The following is a 23,184-nucleotide window of genomic DNA, read 5'->3' on the forward strand; positions in this document are numbered from 1 at the left end:
CCGTGTGAGTCGAGGTTGTCGTTGCCGTGAACGGATTACCTGCGACGTCAGTGCCAGTCACTGTTGCATCGAAGCTGGTGTCGGCTGCCAAATCGGCGCCGTCAACCGCAATGCTGTAGGTGTTGCCGGCCAAGACCGTACCGCTGTAAGGCGTGCCGTTGATCGTAAAGCTAACCGTGTCGCCTGGGGCCGCGTCCCCACCCACTGAACCAGTGACGTTAATGTTTCCGCCAGCTTCGGCCGCATTCACGATGTCATCTGGCGTGATCGCGTCTACGCTGATGGTTGCTGCTGCGCTCGTATCTACTGAGTGCGTTGACGTTGTTGTAGCAGTAAAGGAATTACCCGCGGCGTCGCTGCCCGCAACGGTGGCGTCGAAGCTAGTTTGCGCCGCAAGATCGCTACCCGCTACCGGAATGCTAAAGGTGTTGCCAGCCAACACAGTACCGCTGTATGGCGTGCCGTTAATGGTAAAACTAACGGTGTCGCCTGGGGCCGCATCGCCGCCGACCGAACCAGTAACATTAATTGTGGTGCCCGCTTCCACCACGTTAACCACGTCATCGGCAGTGATACTGTCAACGATGATTGTCGCTGCACTAGCGGTATCTACGGTGTGGGTTGATGTGGCCGTTGCAGTGAAAGGGTTGCCCGCACCGTCCGTGCCCGTAACAGTGACGTCGAAGGACGTATCAGCAGCAAGATCGGCGCCCGCGACCGCAATACTGTATGTGTTTCCGGCGAGTACGATGCCACTATAAGGTGTGCCATTAACCGTAAAGCTAACGGTGTCACCCACGCTAGCATCGCCGCCAACCGTACCCTTAACATTAATGTTCGCACCAGCTTCAGCCGCGTTAACCACGTCATCAGTGGTGATATTATCAACCGTGACGGTCGCCGCTGCAGAGGTATCAACCGTGTGACTTGAGGTGGTCGTAGCCGTGAACGGATTACCCGCTGCGTCGGTGCCAGTAACGCTTACATCGAAACTGGTGTCGGCCACTAAGTCTGAACCGGCTACTGCAATACTGTATGTACTACCGGGCTGCACGACGCCGCTGTAGGGCGTGCCATTAATAGTAAAGCTAATGGTATCGCCAACCGCAGCGTCACCGCCAACGGTTCCCGTCACATTGATGCTCGCACCCGCTTCAGCTGCGTTCACCACGTCATCGGCGGTAATATTGTTTACCGTAATGCTCGCCGAACTTGCGCTATCAACCGTATGCGTTGAGGTGGTGGTTGCGGTAAACGGATTACCCGCCGAATCAGTGCCCGCAACACTTGCATCAAAGCTGGTGTCGGCCGCTAAGTCTGCGCCAGCAACTGCAATCGTAAAGGTATTGCCCGCCTGAACGGTGCCGCTGTAGGGCGTGCCATTAATGGTAAAGCTGACCGTATCGCCAACCACGGCATCACCACCAACACCACCAGTGACATCAATGCTCCCACCGGCCTCTACTGCATTCACGACATCATCGGCAGTAATGTTATCGACGGTGATGGTCGCCGTCGCTGTGGTATCAACGGTGAATGGGCGGTTGTCGTTTGCCGTGAAGCTATTACCGGCGTCATCGCTACCCGTCAGGGTCGCGGTGGCACTACCCGCAGTGAGGGCCGCCACATCCGTGGCGGGAACAGTAACGCTGAAACTGGTGTTGTCTGCATTGACGGTGGCCGCGTAATCCTTGCCACCAATACTAACAATAACACTGTCACCGCTAGCGGCATCGCCACCAACCGTGCCAGAAATAATAAGATCAGTGCCCGCTTCCGCGGCATTAATAATGTCATCGGCCGCAATTGCTGCCAGCGCAATAGTTGCCGCCGCACTGGTATCAACACTGTGCGTTGAGGTACTGCTTGCCGTAAACGGATTGCCGGCATTATCGGCGCCCGTAACCGTGGCATCAAAACTGGTGTCAGCCGCTAAATCTGTGCCCGCTACCGCAATACTAAAGGTATTGCCAGCTTGGACCGTACCGCTGTAGTTAGTGCCATTGATGGTAAAACTTACCGCATCACCAGGCGCCGCATCGCCGCCCACTGAGCCAGTCACATTGATTGTGCTGCCAGCTTCCGCCGCGCTAACAACGTCGTCAGCGGTAATACTATCGACAATAATGGTCGCCGACGCAGTAGTATCAGAAATATGCGTTGAGGTAGTCGTTGCAGTAAAGGTATTACCGGCATCATCGCTGCCAGTTACACTTGCATCAAAGCTGGTATCGGCTGCCAAATCTGCACCCGCGACGGCAATACTGTAGGTATTACCGGTTTGTACAATACCGCTGTAATCATTGCCGTTAACGGTAAAGCTAACCGTGTCACCAGGGGCCGCGTCACCGCCGACCGAACCCGTCACGTTAATTGTACCGCCCGCTTCCGCCGCGCTAACCACGTCATCGGCGGTGATACTATCGACGGTGATTGTCGCGGCCGCTGTCGCGTCAAAAATATGTGTGGAAGTGGTGCTTACCGTAAACGGATTCCCGGCATTATCTGTACCCACTACCGTGGCATCGAAGCTGGTATCCGCTGCTAAATCGCTGCCAGCTACCGCAATACTGTAAGTGTTGCCGGGCTGAACGATGCCGCTGTAATCGCTGCCATTAATCGTGAAGCTAACCGTGTCGCCTGGGGCGGCGTCGCCAGCAACCGAGCCTGTCACGTTGATCGTGCCACCGGCCTCTGCCGCATTAACCACGTCATCAGCAGTAATGCTATCCACGATAATGGTCGCCGCCGCAGTAGTGTCTACGGTGTAGCTTGAGGTGGTCGTTGCGGTGAAGCTATTACCCGCTGCATCAGTGCCCGTTACTGTGGCATCGAAGCTGGTATCGGCGGCCAAATCGGCGCCATTAACAGCAATGCTGTAGGTGTTGCCCGCCAAGACGATACCGCTGTATGGCGTGCCGTTAATGGTGAAGCTCACGGTATCGCCAGGCGCGGCATCGCCACCGACAGTACCGGTGACGTTGATGCTTGTTCCTGCTTCAGCAGCGTTCACTACATCGTCAGCGGTGATGTCATTAACGGTGATCGTTGCCGCAGCAGACGTATCGACGGTATGCGTTGAAGTCGTCGTTGCCGTAAACGGATTACCCGCGGCGTCAGTGCCCGTCACGGTCGCATCGAAGCTGGTATCGGCGGCCAAGTCGGCGCCATCAACGGCAATGCTGTAGGTGTTGCCCGCCAAGACAGTACCGCTGTATGGCGTGCCATTGATGGTAAAGCTTATTGTGTCGCCTGGTGCCGCGTCACCACCGACCGTACCCGTCACATTTATCGTTGCGCCGGCTTCGGCTGCATTTAAAACGTCGTCAGCAGTGATGTCATCAACAGAAATTGTTGCACCGGCAACGTTATCCACCGTGTGAGTTGACGTTGTTGTCGCCGTATACGGATTCCCGGCGTCATCGCTACCAGCAACACTTGCGTCGAACGAGGTATCGGCAGCAAGATCAGATCCAGCTACGGCAATACTAAAGGTATTGCCCGCTTGCACGGCGCCACTGTAATCCGTGCCATTAATAGTAAAACTAACCGTGTCGCCAATGGCGGCGTCACCGCCAACCGAACCCGTCACATTGATGGTGCCACCGGCTTCCGCCGCGCTAACCACGTCATCGGCAGTAATATTATCAACTGAAATTGTGGCCGTCGCAGCGGTATCAACCGTGAAGGGGCGACTGCTCGTTGCGGTAAATGGATTACCGGCATCATCGCTGCCGGTGAGGGTCGCAGTAACATTACCTGCCGTTAGCGCCTCGACATCCGTAGCCGGAACAGTAACGCTGAAAGTGATGTTGTCTGCATTAACGGTCGCCGCATAATCATTGCCACCAATGCTAACCACGACGCTGTCGCCGCTAACAGCATCGCCGCCAACCGTACCGCTAATTGTAAGATCTGCGCCTGCCTCGACCGCGTTAATAATGTCATCTACTGCAATCGCACCCAGTGCAACACTTGCGGCAGAACTGGTATCCACACTGTGTGTTGATGTGGTGCTTGCGGTAAACGGATTCCCTGCATTATCGGTGCCGACAACAGTGGCATCAAAGCTGGTATCGGCCAGCAAATCACTACCTGCTACCGCGATACTATAGGTATTGCCTGCTTGGACAGTGCCACTGTAATCCGTGCCATTAACAGTAAAACTAACCGTGTCGCCAACAGTGGCATCGCCACCGACCGAGCCAGTGACATTAATTGTGGCTCCGGCTTCCGCAGCGTTAACAACATCATCCGGCGTGATGCTATCGACAATAATCGTTGCGGTCGCGGTGGCATCAACCGTGTGTGTTGATGTGCTTGTGGCAGTGAAGGGATTACCCGATCCGTCGCTGCCTGATACTGAGACATCGAAGCTGGTGTCGGCGGCCAGATCCGATCCCGCCACCGCGACGCTATAGGTATTGCCTGCTTGAACAGTGCCACTGTAGTCTGTGCCATTGACGGTAAAACTAACGCTATCACCAGGCGCTGCATCGCCACCCACGGAACCAGTGACATTGATTGTGCCGCCCGCTTCTGCCGCACTAACCACATCATCGGCGGTGATACTATCGACGGTGATTGTCGCCGCCGCCGACGCATCCGAAATATGCGTTGAGGTGGTCGTCGCCGCAAACGGATTACCCGCGTTATCTGTGCCGACAACCGTGGCATCGAAACTGGTATCAGCCGCTAAATCTGTGCCCGCTACCGCAATGCTAAAGACACTGCCCGCTTGCACAGTCCCGCTGTAATCTGTGCCGTTAATGGTAAAGCTGACAGTATCACCAACGGTAGCATCGCCACTTACCGAGCCCGTGACATTAATTATGCCGCCTGCTTCCGCCGCATTGACTACGTCATCGGCGGTGATGCTATCGACGACAATGGCCGCCGAGCTTGTGGTGTCGACGCTGTGTGTTGAGGTCGTGCTGGCAGTGAAGGGATTACCCGCGCCATCTGTGCCCGCAACAGTGATATCGAAGCTGGTATCTGCCGCCAGATCAGCACCTGACACCGCAATACTAAAGCTATTATCCGCCAGTACCGTGCCACTGTAATCAGTGCCATTGATAGTGAAACTAACTGCGTCGCCTGGCGCGGCATCGCCGCCAACAGAGCCGGTTATATTGATCGTTGCGCCAGCTTCAGCAGCGTTAATGACATCATCGGCGGTGACGCTGTCCACGGATATTGTCGCCGCAGCCGTCGTGTCTACCGCGTGGCTAGAAGTAGTGATCGCAGTAAATGGATTGCCGGCGTTGTCGCTGCCCGTCACGGTGACATCAAAACTATTATCAGCGGCTAAGTCGGCTCCCGACACAGCAATACTGTAGGTGTTCCCCGCCTGCACAGTCCCGCTGTAATTAGTGCCATTAACGGTAAAGCTAACGGTATCGCCAACAGTGGCGTCGCCGCCGACGCTACCCGTGACGTTAATTGTTGCGCCAGCTTCCGCGGCGTTAACTACATCATCGGCAGTAATGTCATCGACGGTGATACTCGCAGCACTGGCCGTATCTACTGTGTGAGTTGAAGTGGTCGTCGCAGTGAAGGAATTGCCCGCATCGTCGGTGCCAGTCACCGTAGCCTCGAGGCTCGTGTCAGCGGCTAAATCTGCGCCGGCAACGGCAATCGTAAAGCTATTATCAGCCTGAACGGTGCCGCTGTAGTTGTTGCCATTAATCGTAACGCTAACGGTATCGCCAGCTGCTGCGTCGCCAGTAACCACACCAGTGACGTCAATTGTTCCGCCAGCCTCAGCCGCATTCACTACGTCATCGGCGGTAATGCTATCGACGGCAATTGTTGCTGCCGCAGAGGTATCAACTGCGTGAGTCGATGTGGTGCTTGCGGTAAACGGATTGCCGGCGCTGTCGGTGCCCGTCACCGTCACGTCGAAAGACGTGTCGGCGGCCAAATCCGATCCTGCCACCGAAACGCTATAGGTATTACCCGCCTGAACAGTACCAGTGTAAACGGTGCCATTTACCGTAAAGCTAACTGTATCGCCAACCGCCGCATCGCCGCCGACGCTACCAGTAACGTTAATCGTTGCGCCAGATTCCGCGGCGTTAACCACGTCATCAGCAGTAATGTCATCAACGGTGATGGTCGCCGCTGCAGTAGTATCAACAAGATAGGTAGAGGTTGTTGTTGCCGTAAACGGATTACCGGCATTATCCGCACCCACGACTGTGGCGTCGAAAGACGTACCTGCCGCTAAATCAGCGCCAGCAACCGCAACGCTAAAGGTATTGCCGGCTTGAACTGTACCGCTGTAGTTAGTGCCATTAATGGTAAAGCTGACCGTATCACCAACTGCTGCATCGCCACCCACCGAACCAGTAACCTTAACAGTACCGCCGGCTTCCGCCGCATTCAGTACGTCATCAGGCGTAATGCTGTCGACATTAATCGTCGCTGCGGCACTAGTATCAACACTGTGAATTGAAGTCGTCGTCGCTGTAAATGGATTGCCTGCGCCGTCGGTGCCGGTCACCGTAGCATCGAAACTGGTATCCGCCGCTAAGTCTGCGCCGGCAACCGCGATGCTGAAGGTATTATCGGCCTTAACAATGCCGCTGTAGTCGTTGCCATTTATCGTAAAACTAACGGTGTCGCCAACGGCGGCGTCGCCAGCAACTGCCCCGGTCACATCGATTGTGCCGCCGGCCTCAGCAGCACTAACAACGTCATCAGCCGTGATGCTATCGACCGCAATTGTCGCTGCCGCAGAGGTGTCAACTGCATGAGTCGATGTGGTGCTTGCCGTAAACGGATTGCCGGCGCTGTCGGTCCCTGCCACCGTCACGTCGAAAGACGTGTCGGCGGCTAAATCCGACCCTGCCACAGCTATACTAAAGGTATTACCGGCCTGCACTGCGCCACTATAATCAGTGCCATTGACTGTAAAACTAACGATGTCACCAATCGCCGCGTCACCACCAACCGAACCAGTCACATCGATTGCGCCACCAGCTTCAGCCGCGTTGACCACATCGTCGGCGGTGATGTTATCAACGACGATGGTTGCTGAACTAGCCGTATCGATCCCGTGCGTTGAGGTCGTGCTGGCAGTGAAGGGATTACCCGCACTGTCGGTCCCTGTCACGATCGCATCGAAACTGTTGTCCCCAGCAAGATCCGCCCCGGCAACCGCAATACTATAGGTGTTACCCGCCTGTACGGTGCCGCTGTAATCAGTGCCGTTGACCGTAATGCTAACCGTGTCGCCAGCCGCAGCGTCGCCACCAACAGAACCTGTAACATTGATTGTGCCACCCGCCTCTGCAGCGTTAACAACGTCATCAGCAGTAATGCTATCCACTGTAATTGTTGCTGCTGCGCTGGTATCAACGGTGTAGGTAGACGTCGTCGTTGCGGTAAACGGATTGCCGGCGTTATCCGTACCTGCAACCGTTGCGTCAAATGCCGTATCTGCTGCCAGATCCGATCCCGCTACTGTAATACTAAAGATATTACCGGCTTGAACGGTGCCACTGTAATTGGTGCCATTAATCGTAAAGCTAATGGTATCGCCAACCGCCGCGTCACCGCCAACCGAACCGGTCACATCGATTGTGCCACCGGCCTCTACAGCGTTAACAACGTCATCAGCGGTAATACTGTCGACAGTAATTGTCGCTGCCGCAGCAGTATCAACGGTGTGGGTAGATGTCGTTGTTGTTGTAAACGGATTGCCCGCGTCATCAGAACCAAGCACTGTTGCATCGAAAGACGTGTCCACGGCCAAATCCGACCCTGCAACAGCAATGCTAAAAGTATTACCTGCCTGAACTGCGCCACTGTAATTGGTGCCATTAATCGTAAAGCTAACAATGTCGCCGACGGCGGCGTCGCCACCCACTGAGCCTGTTACGTCGATTGTGTCGCCAGTTTCCGCCGCGCTAACCACGTCATCAGCAGTAATGCTATCAACCGTAATGGTTGCTGCGGCGATAGTATCAACGGTGTAAGTAGATGTGCTGACTGCGGTAAACGGATTACCGGCGTTATCCGTTCCGGAAACCGCCGCGTCGAAGGACGAATCCGCTGCCAAATCCGATCCCGCCACAGCAATGCTAAAGGTATTACCTGCCTGAACTGTGCCGCTGTATTCCGTACCATTAATTGTGAAACTAACTGTGTCGCCGACCGTCGCGTCGCCACCCACCGAACCGGTCACATCGATTGTGCCACCGGCTTCAACCGCGTTAACAACATCATCGGCCGTAATACTATCGACAATGATGCTCGCTGCTGCTGCCGTATCAACAACGTAGGTTGCCGTAGTGGTTGCGGCGAAGGGATTACCCGCATTATCTGCGCCAATAACCGTCGCATCAAAACTTGTATCCGCCGCCAAATCCGCGCCAGCGACCGCGACACTGAAGGTGTTGTCCGCTTGTATAGAGGCGCTGTAAGCGGTGCCATTGACCGTGAAACTGACGGTGTCGCCAGCCGCAGCGTCGCCACCGACAGAGCCTGTAACATTGACATTACCGCCGGCTTCTGCGGCATTAATCACATCATCGGCGGTAATATTATCAACGGTAATACTCGCTGAACTTGCCGTATCAACGGTATGTGTTGAAGTCGTTGTTGCGGTAAAGGGATTACCTGCGCCATCTGTACCGGTCACGACCACATCGAAGGATGTGTCCGCCGCCAGATCAGCCCCAGCCACAGCAATGCTGTAAGTATTATCAGCCTGAACTGTGCCGTTATAGTTAGTGCCGTTAATGGTAAAGCTAACTGTATCGCCAGCGGTTGCGTCACCACCTACTGACCCAGTGACATTGACAGTGCCGCCTGCTTCCGCAGCGCTGAGCACGTCATCAGCTGTAACATTATCTACCGCAATTGTTGCCGCCGCAGAGTCATCAACTGTGTGCGTGGAAGTCGCCGTGGCGATAAAGGGATTGCCCGCCGCATCGCTGCCAGTAACGGAAATATCAAAGCTCGTGTCTGCCGCCAGATCAGCGCCAGCAACGGCAACACTGAAAGTGTTATCCGCTTGCACAATGCCATTGTAGTCATTGCCATTAACCGTGAAGCTGACGGTGTCGCCTTCGGCGGCGTCGCCACTAACCGTACCGGTAACATTAATATTCGAACCGGCTTCTGCCGCGCTGACAACATCATCGCCGGTAATATTCTCAACAGCAATCCCAGCCGTTGCGGCAGTGTCAACGGTGAAAGGACGGCTGCTACTCGCGGTAAACTCGTTACCTGCGTCGTCACTTCCAGATAGGGTCGCAGTCACATTACCGTCAGTCAGTGCAGCAACATCTGAGGCGGGAACTCTTACACTAAAGCTAAGGTTATCTGCGTTTACTGTAGCGCTGTAATCGCGCCCGCCCACGGTAACAACGACCAGATCACCGGCCGCCGCATCACCACTCACCGAACCGGTAATGACTAAATCACTTACCGATTCCACCGCGTTGACAATGTCATCCGTCGCAATTGCGTCCAGCGCAATTATTGCATCTGAACTTGTATCTACCGTATGCGTCGATGTTGTTATTGCGGTAAAGGGATTGCCTGCGCCATCTGTGCCGGTGACGCTTGCCTCAAAACTGGTATCGGCGAGCAGGTCCGAGCCAGCTACTTCAACACTATACGTATTGCCGGGTTGAACCGTCGCGCTGTAATCGCTGCCATTCACAGTAAAGCTAACGATATCGCCAGCCGTCGCATCGCCACCGACCGAGCCAGTCACAAGAACATTCGCGCTGGCTTCAGCCGCATTCAAGACATTATCAGGGGTGATGCTATCAACAATAATGCTGGCCGTTGCCGCGGTATCAACGGTGTAGGTAGACGTAGTCATTGCGGTAAATGGATTACCCGCACTATCGGCGCCAGTCACGGTGGCATCGAAAGATGTTTCAGCCGCGAGATCCGAACCCGCTACGGCAATACTAAAGGTATTGCCGGGCAGAACCGTACCGCTGTAATCAGTACCATTGATGGTAAAACTAACCGTGTCTCCTGGCGATGCGTCGCCGCCTACGGAGCCCGTTACATTGATACTGCCGCCCGCTTCCGCCGCGCTGACGACGTCATCGGCGGTAATGCTATCGACAATAAGGCTGGCTGCCGCCGTGGTATCAACAGTGTAAGTAGACGTTGTCGTTGCCGTAAAGGGGTTACCGGCGCCGTCGGTCCCGGTAACCGTTGCATCGAACGACGTACCCGCCGCCAGATCTGTTCCCGCCACGGCAACGCTAAAGGTATTACCAGCTTGAACCGTTCCGATGTAAACAGTGCCATTAATCGTAAAACTGACCGTGTCGCCGGGAGCGGCATCACCACCCACCGAACCCGTTACATTGATACTGCTACCAGCCTCCGCGGCACTAACAATATCATCGGCCGTGATACTATCGACAACCACCGTAGCATCAGCCGTAGTGTCAACGATGTAGCTAGACGTCGTCGTTGCCGTAAAGGGATTACCGGCATCATCAGCGCCCACAACCGTCGCATCAAAGCTTGTATCCGCAGCTAGGTCAGACCCCGCCACCGCAATACTAAAGATATTGCCAGCCAGCACAGCGCCCGTGTAATTGCTGCCATTGATGGTAAAGCTAACTGTGTCGCCTGGCGCTGCGTCACCGCCCACCGACCCCGTCACATTGATCGTGCCGCCAGCCTCTGCGGCGCTAACAACATCATCGGCGGTAATACTATCAACGAGAATACTCGCCGCTGACGTGGTATCAACGGTATACGCTGACGTCGCTGTCGCAACAAAAGGATTACCCGCAGCATCTGCACCAGCAACAGTCACAGCAAGACTACTATCAGCAGCTAAGTCAGAGCCCGCAACAGCTATGCTGTAGCTGCCGTCTGCCAGCACAACACCACTGTATTCCGTGCCATTAACGGTCAAGCTAACTGTGTCGCCCGGGGCCGCATCGCCGCCCACTGTGCCAGTCACGTTCACCACGCCACCGGCTTCCGCCGCGTTTACTATGTCGTCAGCGGTGATGTTGTCGACCGCAATAGTCGCGGAGCTTGTGATGTCTACAGTGTGCGTTGAGGTCGCTGTAGCCGTATATGGATTACCCGCCGCATCGGTACCAGTAACGGCGGCATCAAAGGTGGTATCCGCCGCCAAGTCAGAACCGGCAACTGAGATGCGATACGTATTGTCAGCCTGCACCACACCGCTGTATTCAGTGCCATTAATGGTCAAGCTTACGGTATCGCCGGGGCCGGCATCGGAACCAACGCTACCAGTGACATCAACACTGCCGCCTGACTCCACCGCATTAACAATGTCATCTGCCGTAATATTGCCGACGGCGATCGTTGCCGCACTTACCGTATCTACGGTGAAAGGGCGGCTGGTATCTGCGGAAATACTATTACCGGCATCGTCAGTACCGGTCAGCGTTGCTGTAACAGTACCATCGCTAAGCGCCGCGACATCCGCGGCCGGAATAGCCACACTGAAACTGCTGTTATCGGCATTTACCGTCGCAGCGTAATCTTTGCTATTAAGACTAACAATGATGCTATCGCCCGCCGCCGCGTCACCACCAACGGACCCGCTAACAACAAGCTCTACACCGGCTTCAGCAGCGTTAATAATGTCATCACCGGCAATCGGGTTTAGGTTGATGCTTGCAGTAGCACTAGTGTCCACTGTGTAGTTTGACGTAGCCGTTGCGGTAAAGGGATTACCCGCGTTATCGGCGCCAACAACACGCACATCAATACTCGAATCCGCCGCCAAGTCAGAACCGGCAACGGCAATGCTGTAGCTACCGTCGGCTAGCACAACACCGCTGTATTCGCTGCCATTGACGGTCAAACTTACGATATCGCCGGGGGCCGCGTCACCGCCAACCGAACCAGTTACGTTCACCATGCCGCCAGCCTCGGCCGCATTCACAACGCCATCGGCAGTAATGTTATCGACCGTGATGGTCGCTGCGCCTGTTGTGTCTACGGTGTAGCTTGACGTCTCAGTAGCGACAAAAGGGTTACCCGCAGTATCTGCGCCAGTAACAGTCGCAACCACACTGCTATCCGCGGCAAGATCAGAGCCCGCAACCGGTATGCTATAGCTACCGTTTGCCAGCACAACGCCGCTGTATTCGGCGCCATTAACGGTCAAACTTACAGTGTCGCCGGGGGCCGCATCGCCACCCACAGTGCCCGTCACATTCACTGTGCCGCCGGCTTCCGCCGCGTTCACAATATCGTCAGCGGTGATGTTGTCGACCGCAATAGTCGCAGTACTTGTAGTGTCTACCGTGTGCGTCGAGGTGCCGGTAATCGTAAACGGGTTACCCGCTTCGTCGGTCCCAGTCACGGTGGTATCAAAGGTGGTATCAGCGGCCAAGTCAGAACCGGCAACAGGAATACTATACGTATTGTCAGCCTGCACCACACCGCTGTATTCGGTGCCATTAATGGTCAGACTGACGGTATCGCCGGGGCCAGCATCAGGACCAACACTGCCGGTAACATCGACACTACCGCCGGATTCCACCGCGTTAATAATGTCGTCTGCCGTAATATTATCGACTGTGAGTGTGGCGGTACTCGTTATATCTACAGTGAAGGGACGACTGGTATCGGCAACAAAGCTATTGCCGATATTATCGCCAACAAAAAGCGTTGCGGTGACAATACCGTCACTGAGCGCAGCGACATCTGCAGACGGAATGATGACACTAAAGCTCGTGTTATCGGCGTTTACGGCAGTCGCATAATCCTTACCACCAATATTAACAACAACACTGTCACCGGCAGCCGCAACACCCGTAACCGTACCGCTAATTGCGAGATCACTTTCAGCTTCGGCGGCGTTAACCACGTCATCTATTGCTATTTCATTGAGTGAAATAGCCGCGCTGGGTATTCCAGCGGTAGTTGCCAGCCCTTCGAAATCCAACTCATCGGTATCATCGTCGCCGTCGATAGGTGTCAACCGGGTATCCACGATACCTTCACGCCCGTCACGATTATACTCGGATGCCCCTGCCAATCCGTCGCCAATATCGTCGTTAGGGTTCTGTACACCCGCTGCCGTCGGGTCTAGGTCACTTAAGTCGAGACCGCCTAAAATCGCCTGCTGCAAAGCAGCAATTTGATCTACATCGACATCGCCATAGCCCACGCCATCATAGGCCAAGGTTTCATCAATCAAGATTCTTGCGTCAGCTTCAACCTGGAGCTGCTGACCATCATAGAATGTCACCAAAACCTTGGAATTGAGTCCGGTCATCAGTAGGTCGCCTTCACGAAGGCCATCCCCAACATTTACAACACGAACAATTCCGTCGGCACTACGAACAGTTGCAGATCCGACGATTTCGACGATATAACCTATTTGCTTGGCAGCCATGAACAAAAACCTCTCTTTAGATCTCTCAATCCTAGCAAGGTCAACGGCAACGCGCATGGTACCTAGGTACCATATAATTAAGAGAGCTTAAACGGCGAGCTTAAATAGCCCGGGGTAGCAAAAGAGGAGTAAAAGGCGACTAATGCGAGGTAGAAGCGGGACGATAGCTCAGTAGCGCCATCAAACCTTTGCGGTCTTTAACGCCGAGCTTCTCATAAATACTGGTTAGGTGGGCCTTCACGGTGCGTTCAGATATTTTACAGACACGGGCTATCTCCTTATTTGCCCGCCCTTCGGCGACAAACTCAGCCAATTCGCGCTCACGAGCGGTTAGCTTACCCAACTCTGCAGCCGAATCCCGAGACTGCACATCCCCCGCCCTAGCGAGAGCAAAAACCTCAGCCAGTAGCGCAGGCGGAAACCAGCTACCGCCAGCCTGCAATAAGCGCAACAACTGAACATAGTGTTGCGGCGCCATAAAGCTATTAAAGTAGGCCCTAGCGCCACTCTCGCTCGCCGACAATAAACCCGACACCGCGGGGGCATCATCCGCTATCGCCACTGCTGCCGGCCCGGCTATCGCATTACGGATAAATGCATCTGCTTCCTGCGTGGTAAACGAAGGTAGATGAAAAACGTACACATCACCAGACTCTGTCTTGGGCACCAGGCTGGCAGAAGAAAGATGACGAATGACGCCAGCCCCGTGCAAAGCGTTGTCGATGTGCTGGGAAAATCCAGCATGCTTAGAGCAAACAAATATCGTCATTTAATTCTCTGTCATCGCTTTTTGCAGCCCGCGATTTATAGGTTTTAACAGGTATTGAAGCACAGTTTTTTTGCCAGTAACAATATCGGCCTCAGTGGTCATACCCACTTTGACCGGCAAACGCTCAGCATTGCTACCAAGATAGGAATGTTCTGGCTGCACCCGCACAATATAGAAGCTCTCCCCCTCGTCAGTGGTAGTGGTATCTGCACTAACATAAATCACCGCGCCACCCAGACTGCCACTGATCGCAAAATCATAGGCTGAAAATTTTAAGCGCGTGGGCTGCCCAATCTGGATCAAGGCGATATCCGCTGGATTTATTCGCACCTCAACCAAGGGCTCATCACCCAAAGGTACGATTTCTAACACATTATCACCGGCCTTCACTACACCACCGATCGAGTTCGCGTATAAGCGCTTCACCACACCTTGGACTGGCGAACGCAATGTTGTACGTTTCACCCGATCGTCCAACGCCGCCTGTGTTTGCTCAAAGCGCGACATTTCAGCCAGCACCTCATTTAGCTCACGCTTAGCTTCATTACGAAAATCATGCTCAATCTGGCTCAATTTACGCCGCGCCTCTTCAATCGACGACTGCAAGCGCGGGATCGTGATTGTAATTGTCTCCAACTCCCCTTCGATTTCGGCTTCACGCTGACGAAGCTGCAGAAAATCAATCTCGCTAATAATTCGCTCTTCCACCAAGGGCTGTTTGATACTAATTTCTTCGCGAACTAATTTTAATGACCTATTCAATTGACGCTGTTTCGCGCGCCCCTCTTCGAGCCCATTCTCCTGCTGAGAAAGCTGCTGCCGATAAATGCTGAGGGTATCAACAAGTTGCTGCTGATTACTGTCATACAAACTACGCTCAGAGCGCACCAATTCGGGAATGGTCGCCGCAACCTCTGGCGATACCTCAAATGCCTCATCATAGCCCTCGGCACGCAGGCGAATACTGCGCGCCTGCAACTCGTAATACTTGAGCTGATTTTCTTCAAATGAACTTGAGAACGCGACGTCACTAAGCTTTAGCAGAGATTGATTAGGTTTAACCAAATCGCCTTCCCGCACCAGAATCTCGGCAACAACCCCGCCCTCTAAACTTTGCACCTGTTGCACCTGACCAGCGGGAATCACTTTTCCGGAGCCGCGCACCACCACATCCACATGTGCCCACGCCATCCACAGCACCGCCACTAGAAAAAGCCCTGCAAATACCATTAGCACCGTAATCAAATAACGCGGGGAGCGCTGCACAACCGCCGCCGACAAGCTGCGCATATACGCTAAGTCAGCGTCATCCAGTTCCTTATGTGATTTTAATTCTGTTTTCATTGGTGTCCGCTTACTTCCCAAGTTGCTTAAGTTTTTCAACGACTTGTTGCTTGGGGCCGTCCATTAAAATACGACCGTTTTCGACAACAATGAGGCGTTCAACCAAATCGAGCATCGACGTTTTATGGGTAATAACGATCAAGGTTTTGTCACGGGTGTACTCGAACAATTGACGTTTGATTTTAAATTCCGTCGAATTATCCATATTGCTCGTGGGCTCATCCAAAACCACAATGGATTCATTTCGAAGCAGCGCTCGCCCCAACGCGATGGCCTGACGCTGCCCGCCTGATAAGCAAGCGCCCTGCTCACCCACCTGAGTATCGAAACCGGAGGGTAATTGATTTACAAATTGATCAACACCGCATAGTGCCGATACTTCCAACAAACGATCATCATCAACTTGCGGATCACGATAAATAAGATTATCGCGAATCGTCCCTCGCATAAGACCTATCTCTTGTGAAAGATAGCCAATATGTTGCCGAAGATCGGCAGGATCAATTTGCTTACTATTAATATCATCAACGGCAATTGAACCGCCTGTAGGCTCGTACAAGCCAATCAACAGCTTTGCCAAGCTGCTTTTACCTGAGCCGACCTTACCTATAATGCCTACATGCTCACCGGGCTCAATATCAAAGGAAATGTCAGTCAGGGACGCCTGTTGTGCTTCAGGATAAGTGAAGGAAACCTTCTTAAACTCAATATGTCCGTCAAAACTTGGGCGGCGAACATACTGCTTATTTTCAGGCCTCTCAACGGACATATTCATAATATTGTCGAGGGAATCAAACGCTGTCCGCGTTTGCTGGTACTGAGAAATCAAGGTCGCCACCTGGCCGACTGGCGCCACTGCACGCGAAGCGAGCATAGAAACTGCAATCAAACCACCCAATGACAAGGCTTGATCACTAATTTGGTAAACACCAAAAATAATGATACCAACCGTATTCAACTGCATTAAAAACTGCGAAATAACGCCAATTGAGTTTGACAGAATTCGGCTGCGCATCGACTTACCAGCGATCGCCCCAGACGACTCCTCCCAGACCCATTGCGAGTGACTCGCGACACCCAGCGACTTAATGGTTTGGATCGAATGCAAGCTCTCAATCAAGTGCGCGTTTTTGTTTGCTGATGCCTCAAAAGTTGCTTCAATACTCTCGCGCAGGGGCTTCATAATTGCAAAGCTGTAGAGCAGCAATAGAAGCATAATAACAAGCGGTACCACGACCAGTGGCCCGCCGATATACGCAACCAAAATAAGTAGCAATATCGAAAAAGGCAAATCGACCAAAGCGCTAATTGTTGACGAGGTAAAGAAACTGCGAATACTTTCGAATTCACGAAGATTATTCGCAAAGGCCCCGACGCTGCGCGGCCACTCCGACATCTTTAAGTTCATCACCTGCTCATAGATGATGGACGACATGATGACATCGCTTTTTTTACCGGCAACTTCAAGAAAGTACGTCCGCAAAAAACGCAGCATCATATCAAAGGCGTAGATCACCAAAACCCCAATCGCCAATACCCAAAGCGTTTCAATCGCATCATTCGGGACTACGCGATCGTAAACATTCATGGTGAATAGCGGCGTAGCAATCACGAAAAAATTGATTAGTACCGAAGCGACAATCACACTTACAAAAGCCTCTTTTGAGAGCTTTAGGGTGTCCCAAAACCAATGGCCTTTACGAAGATTTAAGGTCTTTCTGCTTGTCGACTCCTGCTTAAATTCAAGTTTGAGTAAAAAAGCAAAGCCCGCATAAGACTCTTTGAGCTTGGCAAAATCGATCCACTCGGCGCCCTCGGCGACATCAGGAAAGATCACTCGTGCACGCCCCTGCTCCCGATCAATTTTGTCCAGAATAACCGCATCGCGATTTTTCAACACCAGAATACACGGCAGTAACAGGCCAGAGATTTCGTCTAGATCGCGTTTAATCAGTCTAGAGGCAAAACCTGCGCGCGCCGCTACCCGCTGAAACATCCCCTTAGATCGCTCTACCGAGAACATTTCTGGGCCCCGCGCACCAGGCGCAACCGGCAGGCCGGAAATTAACGCCTCAACCGTTACCGGCCGATTATAAAGCTTGGAAAAAACCACCAAACACCCCAGCAAGGGGTCATAAGTGTGTGCTACTTCTGTCATATCAGTCTCTCTGGCTGGCCCAGATAATTGCCCTGCATCCCATCAACGCCCATCACCAATAAACGATCGCGCAGTGCCTGCTCATCAACCCCTACCGCTATTAACTGTATATCGAGGGTTCGAACCACATTACGCAGCGCTTGGTAAGCACTAGAATCATTTTCTTCGCCAAGATCGTCAAGTACACGTGCGGAAATCTTTACATATTCAGGGTTTATCGCCTGCAAAGTATGCATCGGAATATTCAAATCCAGATGATCCACACCAAATGCGTGTCCATACCGCTTAACCGCGTCGGCAAGCTGCTGGCAGCGCTGCGGATGGCTCCGAACAGCTTCATGCCTCACTTCTACACACAAAGTGCCGGGCGATTTTTGAAAAAGCGCCAGCATTTGATTTAACTCTTCAAATGCGTGCGCACCACTAATAAACAAATCAGAAAAATTCACCGCAAAGGGCACTACATACTTGCTATCAGCCACTACCGGCAACAGCTCATTCACTTTCCGGTAAATTTCCATCCCAAAGCCAAGCGACAATGCCATTGGCATAAATACCGCGGCAGGAATGGTTTTGCCCTCACTATCATCAACCCGCACCAAGACTTCCCGATGCATCACAACGCCGTTTCTATCGTAAACCAGCTGCGACACTAAGTAGAATCGATCAGACGCCAAAGCTTCTTGGAACCAACTGCGCCACTGCAGCTTGCCTTGAGGTAATGACAAAAACTGTTCGCCGGGAAAACACAGCTGATAAGCACCAAGAGACTGCGCTTGACTCAGGGACAAGTCCAACTCGGACAGCAATTCTGTCACACCATCGACGCCACTCAGTTCAGCAACACCCGCATTGAGCGAAACCACATCGCGGCTAACATGACAGCGAGCTTGAAATGTTTCAAACAAGCGAGTTACTACGGCCGTCGCATGATCTCGCTCTGCGGGCATGATTAGAGCAAACTCATCATCACTTATCCGCGCATATTTATATTGCGAGTGCTCAGCAAATGCAACTTTTAAACAAACTGCAAATAGCTGCACAAGCTCATCGGCACTCTGATACCCAGACTGCTCCCGTATTGCCTCTAAGCCATTCAACTTAATCATCGCCATCACACCATGAAAACCGGCACTGTCCGCGAAATTAGTATTGAGCTCGGTCATCAGAAAACGTCGATTACGCAGCCCCGTTAATTCATCGCGATATAGCAACCGCTGATAGCGGGCAACCGCATATTCTTGCTCATTGAATATCTGTTCAACATTACTCGACAGCCGGTTCATCGCTTGCACAACTCGGCGCAACTCCCGCGTTCGCGGTAATCCCGCCTGCTGAGTAAAGCGGTTCGCCTGAATATCATTGGCTTGCAGATATACCGCCTTCAATGGTCTCAGCAAGTGATGAAGAACAAGCCACAACATCGCCAAAACCACAATAAACACCAACAAAAACCACTGCGCAGTTGATAGTAATCGCTCATACAAGCCTGCATAGGCAAAGCCAGGGTGCAGGGTTATTTCGAGCTTAGCGACGGGAACCCAACCCTTCATCACAACCGCGCGCCCTGTTGCGGGTTCGACGTGAACTGTACTGACAAACCATTCAGGAACGCCATACGTTGTCAGCGGCCGCTGTTTTTCAAAGATCACGCTACCATCCGTCGCCAGCAAGCGAATATCGCTGTAATAACCACTGTCAAACACGGCGTTAAACAAAGTCTCTATAGCCGCCACATCGTCGCCGCTACCGGTGGTAGACATCGAAATTGCCAGCACTGTCGCGGTGTCGTGCACCGTGGACTCCAGCTGATCGCTAAGTAGGTTTGTCGACTCACGGACACTATCTACACTGATAATAGCCAATAACAACACAAAGCCGACCGATACAAGCAGGGCAATTTGCTTAAACAAGGTCATTTATCACCATCCTGAAGGCTTTCTAACAGCGCCGTCCATTTACTATTCTTTATTTTGCTTGTTGGCACTTTTATCCCTAGACCTGCACTCCCGTCAGTCAAAAAGAATGACCGAGCATTAAAACTATACACCGGCAACAAATCCTTTCGCTCTGAGGCGGGCAGTATACGTGGATCGTAATTATCGATAACGAGCGGGGTGCTCTGTGGCGTTTCAAAATAAGTGAGTACCATATGGGCAACATTGAGTTCGGTGGCTTGAACATAGGTTAAAAACAGTTTGCTTTCTGCCACGCCTACCTCACGCAAAGCGAAATATTTTGCAATGACGTAATCTTCACAATCGCCCTGCATTCGCCCAATAAATTCCTCGGGTGTTGCCCAGTAATCACGCTGCTGCCAATTTTCCATATCGTCAAGGTATGTAAACTGGTTGAAGAATTTATTGACCCGTTCTAGCTTCTGGCGTTCACTTAAGCCTGCAATTTCTGTCAAGGTTAGCTGTAGCTGAAGTCCACGCTGGTAGGCCGCATCACCGTATTCACGCCTCAATACATCTAAATGGCGCTGACTAACGATCGAATCGGCGAGCAAGGGCATACTGATAGCAAACCACACAAGCATGCGACTAAGGCAGTAGCGGGCGTCCATGTGCTTAATTGCAGATACCACTGATCTAGGCCTCAACAAACGCTAAAGGAACCAAATCCTCCCTTTCGCTCTGCCAGTACTGACAATCACTATAAGTCGCGCAGCTAACTCATCACCAAAATACGCAGCTTAACTCATGCATACAAGCATAGCCGCTTTGTCACATAAGCACATTATCAGGGTGTGACCTACCCCCCAATAAAATGAAACTCACCTCGCCTGTTTATTGCCCGGCCATCACTAGTGGCATTATCAGCTAAAGGTTCCTCTTCACCACGGCCAACAGTGTAAATGCGGCTGGCTGATATACCTTCCTTTAACAGCAGCTGCTTAGTCGCTTCTGCTCGCCGTCCAGAGAGGCGACGGTTGTATGCATTCGAACCCACGCTATCGGTGTAGGTGGACACCTCTACGACCACATCAGGTTTAAGCCGCAAGGCATTAATTATGCGCTTGGTTGTAGCGTATGACGCCGGTGTTAAGGCTGTATCGTCAAATTCAAAGTTTACATAATATGTTTTAGAAAAATCGATCTCAGTCTGGTCGTTCACAACTAAAGTGACCGTTGCTAATGCGGTCGCCTGACCATCGTCAACAACATACGTAAAGGTGTCGCTGCCAATAAAACCCTCTGCCGCACGGTAAACCAAATTATTATCCGCATTTACAGCGAGCTTACCTAAGGCAGGTTGGGAAAAAGCTTTTATTGTCAGCGAATCGCCATTGGCATCGGTATCATTCGCTAGCAGCGACGCCCGACTGATTTCTACAACATCGTTTTGTTTGATAATCACCGTGTCGTTAACCGGTTGCGGGGCAGCATTGCCTACTTGCGCAGCCATCGATTTCACCGGCTCAGTTTGCGCTATCGCGCAACCGAATTCATTTACGGTAAGGCCGCGAAGACTGTTATCACAGTGGTCGCTGTTATCAATTTCTGTATCGCTATCAATATTATCGTTGAGCGGCAATCGATCCCGGCCTTTCGCTTCCAGTCGGGCAATACGCAGGTTTTCTTCTTCAATTACCGGCTTAAGACGCAAACCTTCAAACAACTCACCCGAGGCCTCTAAAATGCGAAACCGTGCCGCTAGCGCATCGAAGTAGGCGCTAATATAGGTATTCTGTGCACTATTTAGCTCATTTTTAGCATCAAGTAAGTTTATAAGGTCTCGCTGACCGATAAAGAATTCTTCTTGGTAGGAAACCATCGTTTTTTGCGACTGAATGACATGTTCGCGCAGATATGTGAGCTGCTCCTGCAAGTATTTATCGCCCATCCATGCCAGGCGAAGCGTATTAATGATCTGCCGGCGAACCCGCGCGGCATACTGCTGATGCTCATGCACTGCGCTGATTTTTTTCTTTTGTTCAGCGCGGTCTGCGCCGCCATTATAGAAATTGTACTGCAGTGTCAGCGCGACACTGCCCTCGTCGGTGTCCCCAGGAATACCATTCAAGTCCTCACCCACTTGCTGGGCAAAACGTAAATCCAGCTTGGGGTAATATTTGCTTTTAGTGCGCTTTTCATCGTAGATGGCGGCAGCAATGTTCGAGTTCGCTACCGTCATTGCTGGATTGCGAACAAGCGCGACATCCGTCATGCCCTCGAGTGACAATTCAGGATGAGCGGGTAAACTCGGCTCGGCAAGCTCATTGGGGCGAATATAACGGCCAAGCAACTGATGCGCCTCGGTTAGCGCATCTTCGAGGTTATTGCGCTGAGCAATAACGCCTGCTCGCGCCCGCGCGACGCGACCCTCTGTCTGCTCAAGCTGCGAGCGTCGACCAGCACCCGATTGGCTACGGCGCGTGATCTTGCCTAAAGTTTCTTCATGGGAAAGGAGGTTTTCTTCAGCTAATTCAAATAAACGCTGCTGCTTCATCACCTCGAGATAAGCTTTAACAGCCTCCAACGCAATATTATCGGCAGTATCGTAAAGGTGGTAGAGCGCTGCGCGCACTCGGGCATCCGCTTGATTAGAGTAATTGACGGTATCAAAACCATTAAACAGGTTTTGCGTTAACGACAGCTCCGCTTGGTTACTGGAATAATTATTTTCCAAAGCTGTTGGCGTGCTTGCGGCCGTAGGCGCCTCGCTCTCAACTCGACCACCAGTTGCATATAAATCAATGCTGGGCCGCCAGCCGCTAGTAGCAATAGTCTGGTCCTGCTTCGCTTGGCGGAAAATATGCAGCTGCTCAAGCACTAGCGGATTCGCGCTAATGGTATCAGAAACAAAGTCTTGTATATCCAGCGACTGAGCTTGCCCAGCAACAGCCCACACACCAAATAGACAGGCTAAACTAATTTTTTTCATCACGAGCTAGACCTTAGCTTTGAGTTAACATACACGACACACGGCACTTCATTGCCTGAATCAGCGGTCGTCGAGCTTTAGCCCCGCCACATAAAAAGCCACTATTAATAAGCTCGCGTAGACCTGACAATACTCACACCATAAACTAGTGAAGCAAGGACTGCGTTTATATGCAAGCCTTATCAACAAGCTAGCGCTGCATCATAAACCACGCCCACAACACTAGAACACATCAACAAATCAAAAGTGCAGTTAAGCAGCAGGGCTAGATAGCCTCAAGCAAACACCCATAGTGTTTAATCATAATCACAACAACGGCGGCAACTCGCTACTCTTAAAACATTACAACCGTAGACGCCGCACTCGCTCAAATCGCCCTCTCAAGTGTCCCTGACGCTCTACAAAGTATATTTGGCCAACATAGCCAATAACGGCCTCTTTCCGAACGGCTTCAGCAAATAATCGTTCATCCAAGCTGCGAGGCAACGATTTCGATCACAGGCCGATGCACTCCCAGTCATCGCAGTAATTGGCGACGCTGCAAAATAAATGACTAGCGCCGCATCTGCCAAGCCACTCCCTTTAATCCAGCCTCCATACTAATATAGTCGAGCCACTAGCTTCAAAAGAGGGAAATTAGGCGCTTAC

The 23,184-nt window shown here is 52.3% G+C and carries 7 protein-coding genes; all 7 read right to left on the minus strand.

All coding sequences use genetic code 11. The annotated features are described in order from the left end of the window. On the minus strand, positions 1–13,375 hold a 13,375-nt coding region (locus ABD836_RS06315), incomplete at its 3' end, for an Ig-like domain-containing protein (RefSeq protein WP_344933600.1). 139 nt (positions 13,376–13,514) lie between these two features. Then, complete coding sequence (locus ABD836_RS06320; RefSeq protein WP_344933602.1) at positions 13,515–14,144, minus strand: helix-turn-helix transcriptional regulator; 630 nt, start codon at positions 14,142–14,144, stop codon at positions 13,515–13,517. Next, positions 14,145–15,488 carry an HlyD family type I secretion periplasmic adaptor subunit gene (locus tag ABD836_RS06325; RefSeq protein ID WP_344933604.1) on the minus strand — a complete coding sequence of 448 codons (1,344 nt, stop codon included), beginning with the start codon at positions 15,486–15,488 and terminating at the stop codon, positions 14,145–14,147. A 10-nt stretch (positions 15,489–15,498) separates the two neighbouring features. After that, a complete protein-coding gene (locus tag ABD836_RS06330; protein ID WP_344933606.1) occupies positions 15,499–17,646 on the minus strand; it encodes a type I secretion system permease/ATPase in 2,148 nt (715 codons plus the stop codon). After that, positions 17,643–19,565 carry a bifunctional diguanylate cyclase/phosphodiesterase gene (locus tag ABD836_RS06335; RefSeq protein WP_344933609.1) on the minus strand — a complete coding sequence of 641 codons (1,923 nt, stop codon included), beginning with the start codon at positions 19,563–19,565 and terminating at the stop codon, positions 17,643–17,645. The genes ABD836_RS06330 and ABD836_RS06335 overlap by 4 nt, the downstream gene beginning before the upstream one ends. Then, positions 19,562–20,236 (minus strand): transglutaminase-like cysteine peptidase, encoded by a 675-nt coding sequence (locus tag ABD836_RS06340; protein WP_344933611.1) that lies wholly within the window; start codon positions 20,234–20,236, stop codon positions 19,562–19,564. Before ABD836_RS06340 ends, ABD836_RS06335 begins: the two co-directional genes overlap by 4 nt. Positions 20,237–20,403: 167 nt before the next feature. Beyond that, positions 20,404–22,536 carry a TolC family outer membrane protein gene (locus ABD836_RS06345; RefSeq protein ID WP_344933613.1) on the minus strand — a complete coding sequence of 711 codons (2,133 nt, stop codon included), beginning with the start codon at positions 22,534–22,536 and terminating at the stop codon, positions 20,404–20,406. Positions 22,537–23,184 lie beyond the last annotated feature (648 nt).

The sequence above is a fragment of the Zhongshania borealis genome (assembly GCF_039539625.1).
GTDB lineage: Bacteria > Pseudomonadota > Gammaproteobacteria > Pseudomonadales > Spongiibacteraceae > Spongiibacter > Spongiibacter borealis.

Bases quoted from the DNA above. Each gene is read 5' to 3' on its own strand.
- ABD836_RS06320 (WP_344933602.1), bottom strand. From the start codon at position 14,144: ATGACGATATTTGTTTGCTCTAAGCATGCTGGATTTTCCCAGCACATC.
- ABD836_RS06325 (WP_344933604.1), bottom strand. From the start codon at position 15,488: ATGAAAACAGAATTAAAATCACATAAGGAACTGGATGACGCTGACTTA.
- ABD836_RS06330 (WP_344933606.1), bottom strand. From the start codon at position 17,646: ATGACAGAAGTAGCACACACTTATGACCCCTTGCTGGGGTGTTTGGTG.
- ABD836_RS06335 (WP_344933609.1), bottom strand. From the start codon at position 19,565: ATGACCTTGTTTAAGCAAATTGCCCTGCTTGTATCGGTCGGCTTTGTG.
- ABD836_RS06345 (WP_344933613.1), bottom strand. From the start codon at position 22,536: ATGAAAAAAATTAGTTTAGCCTGTCTATTTGGTGTGTGGGCTGTTGCT.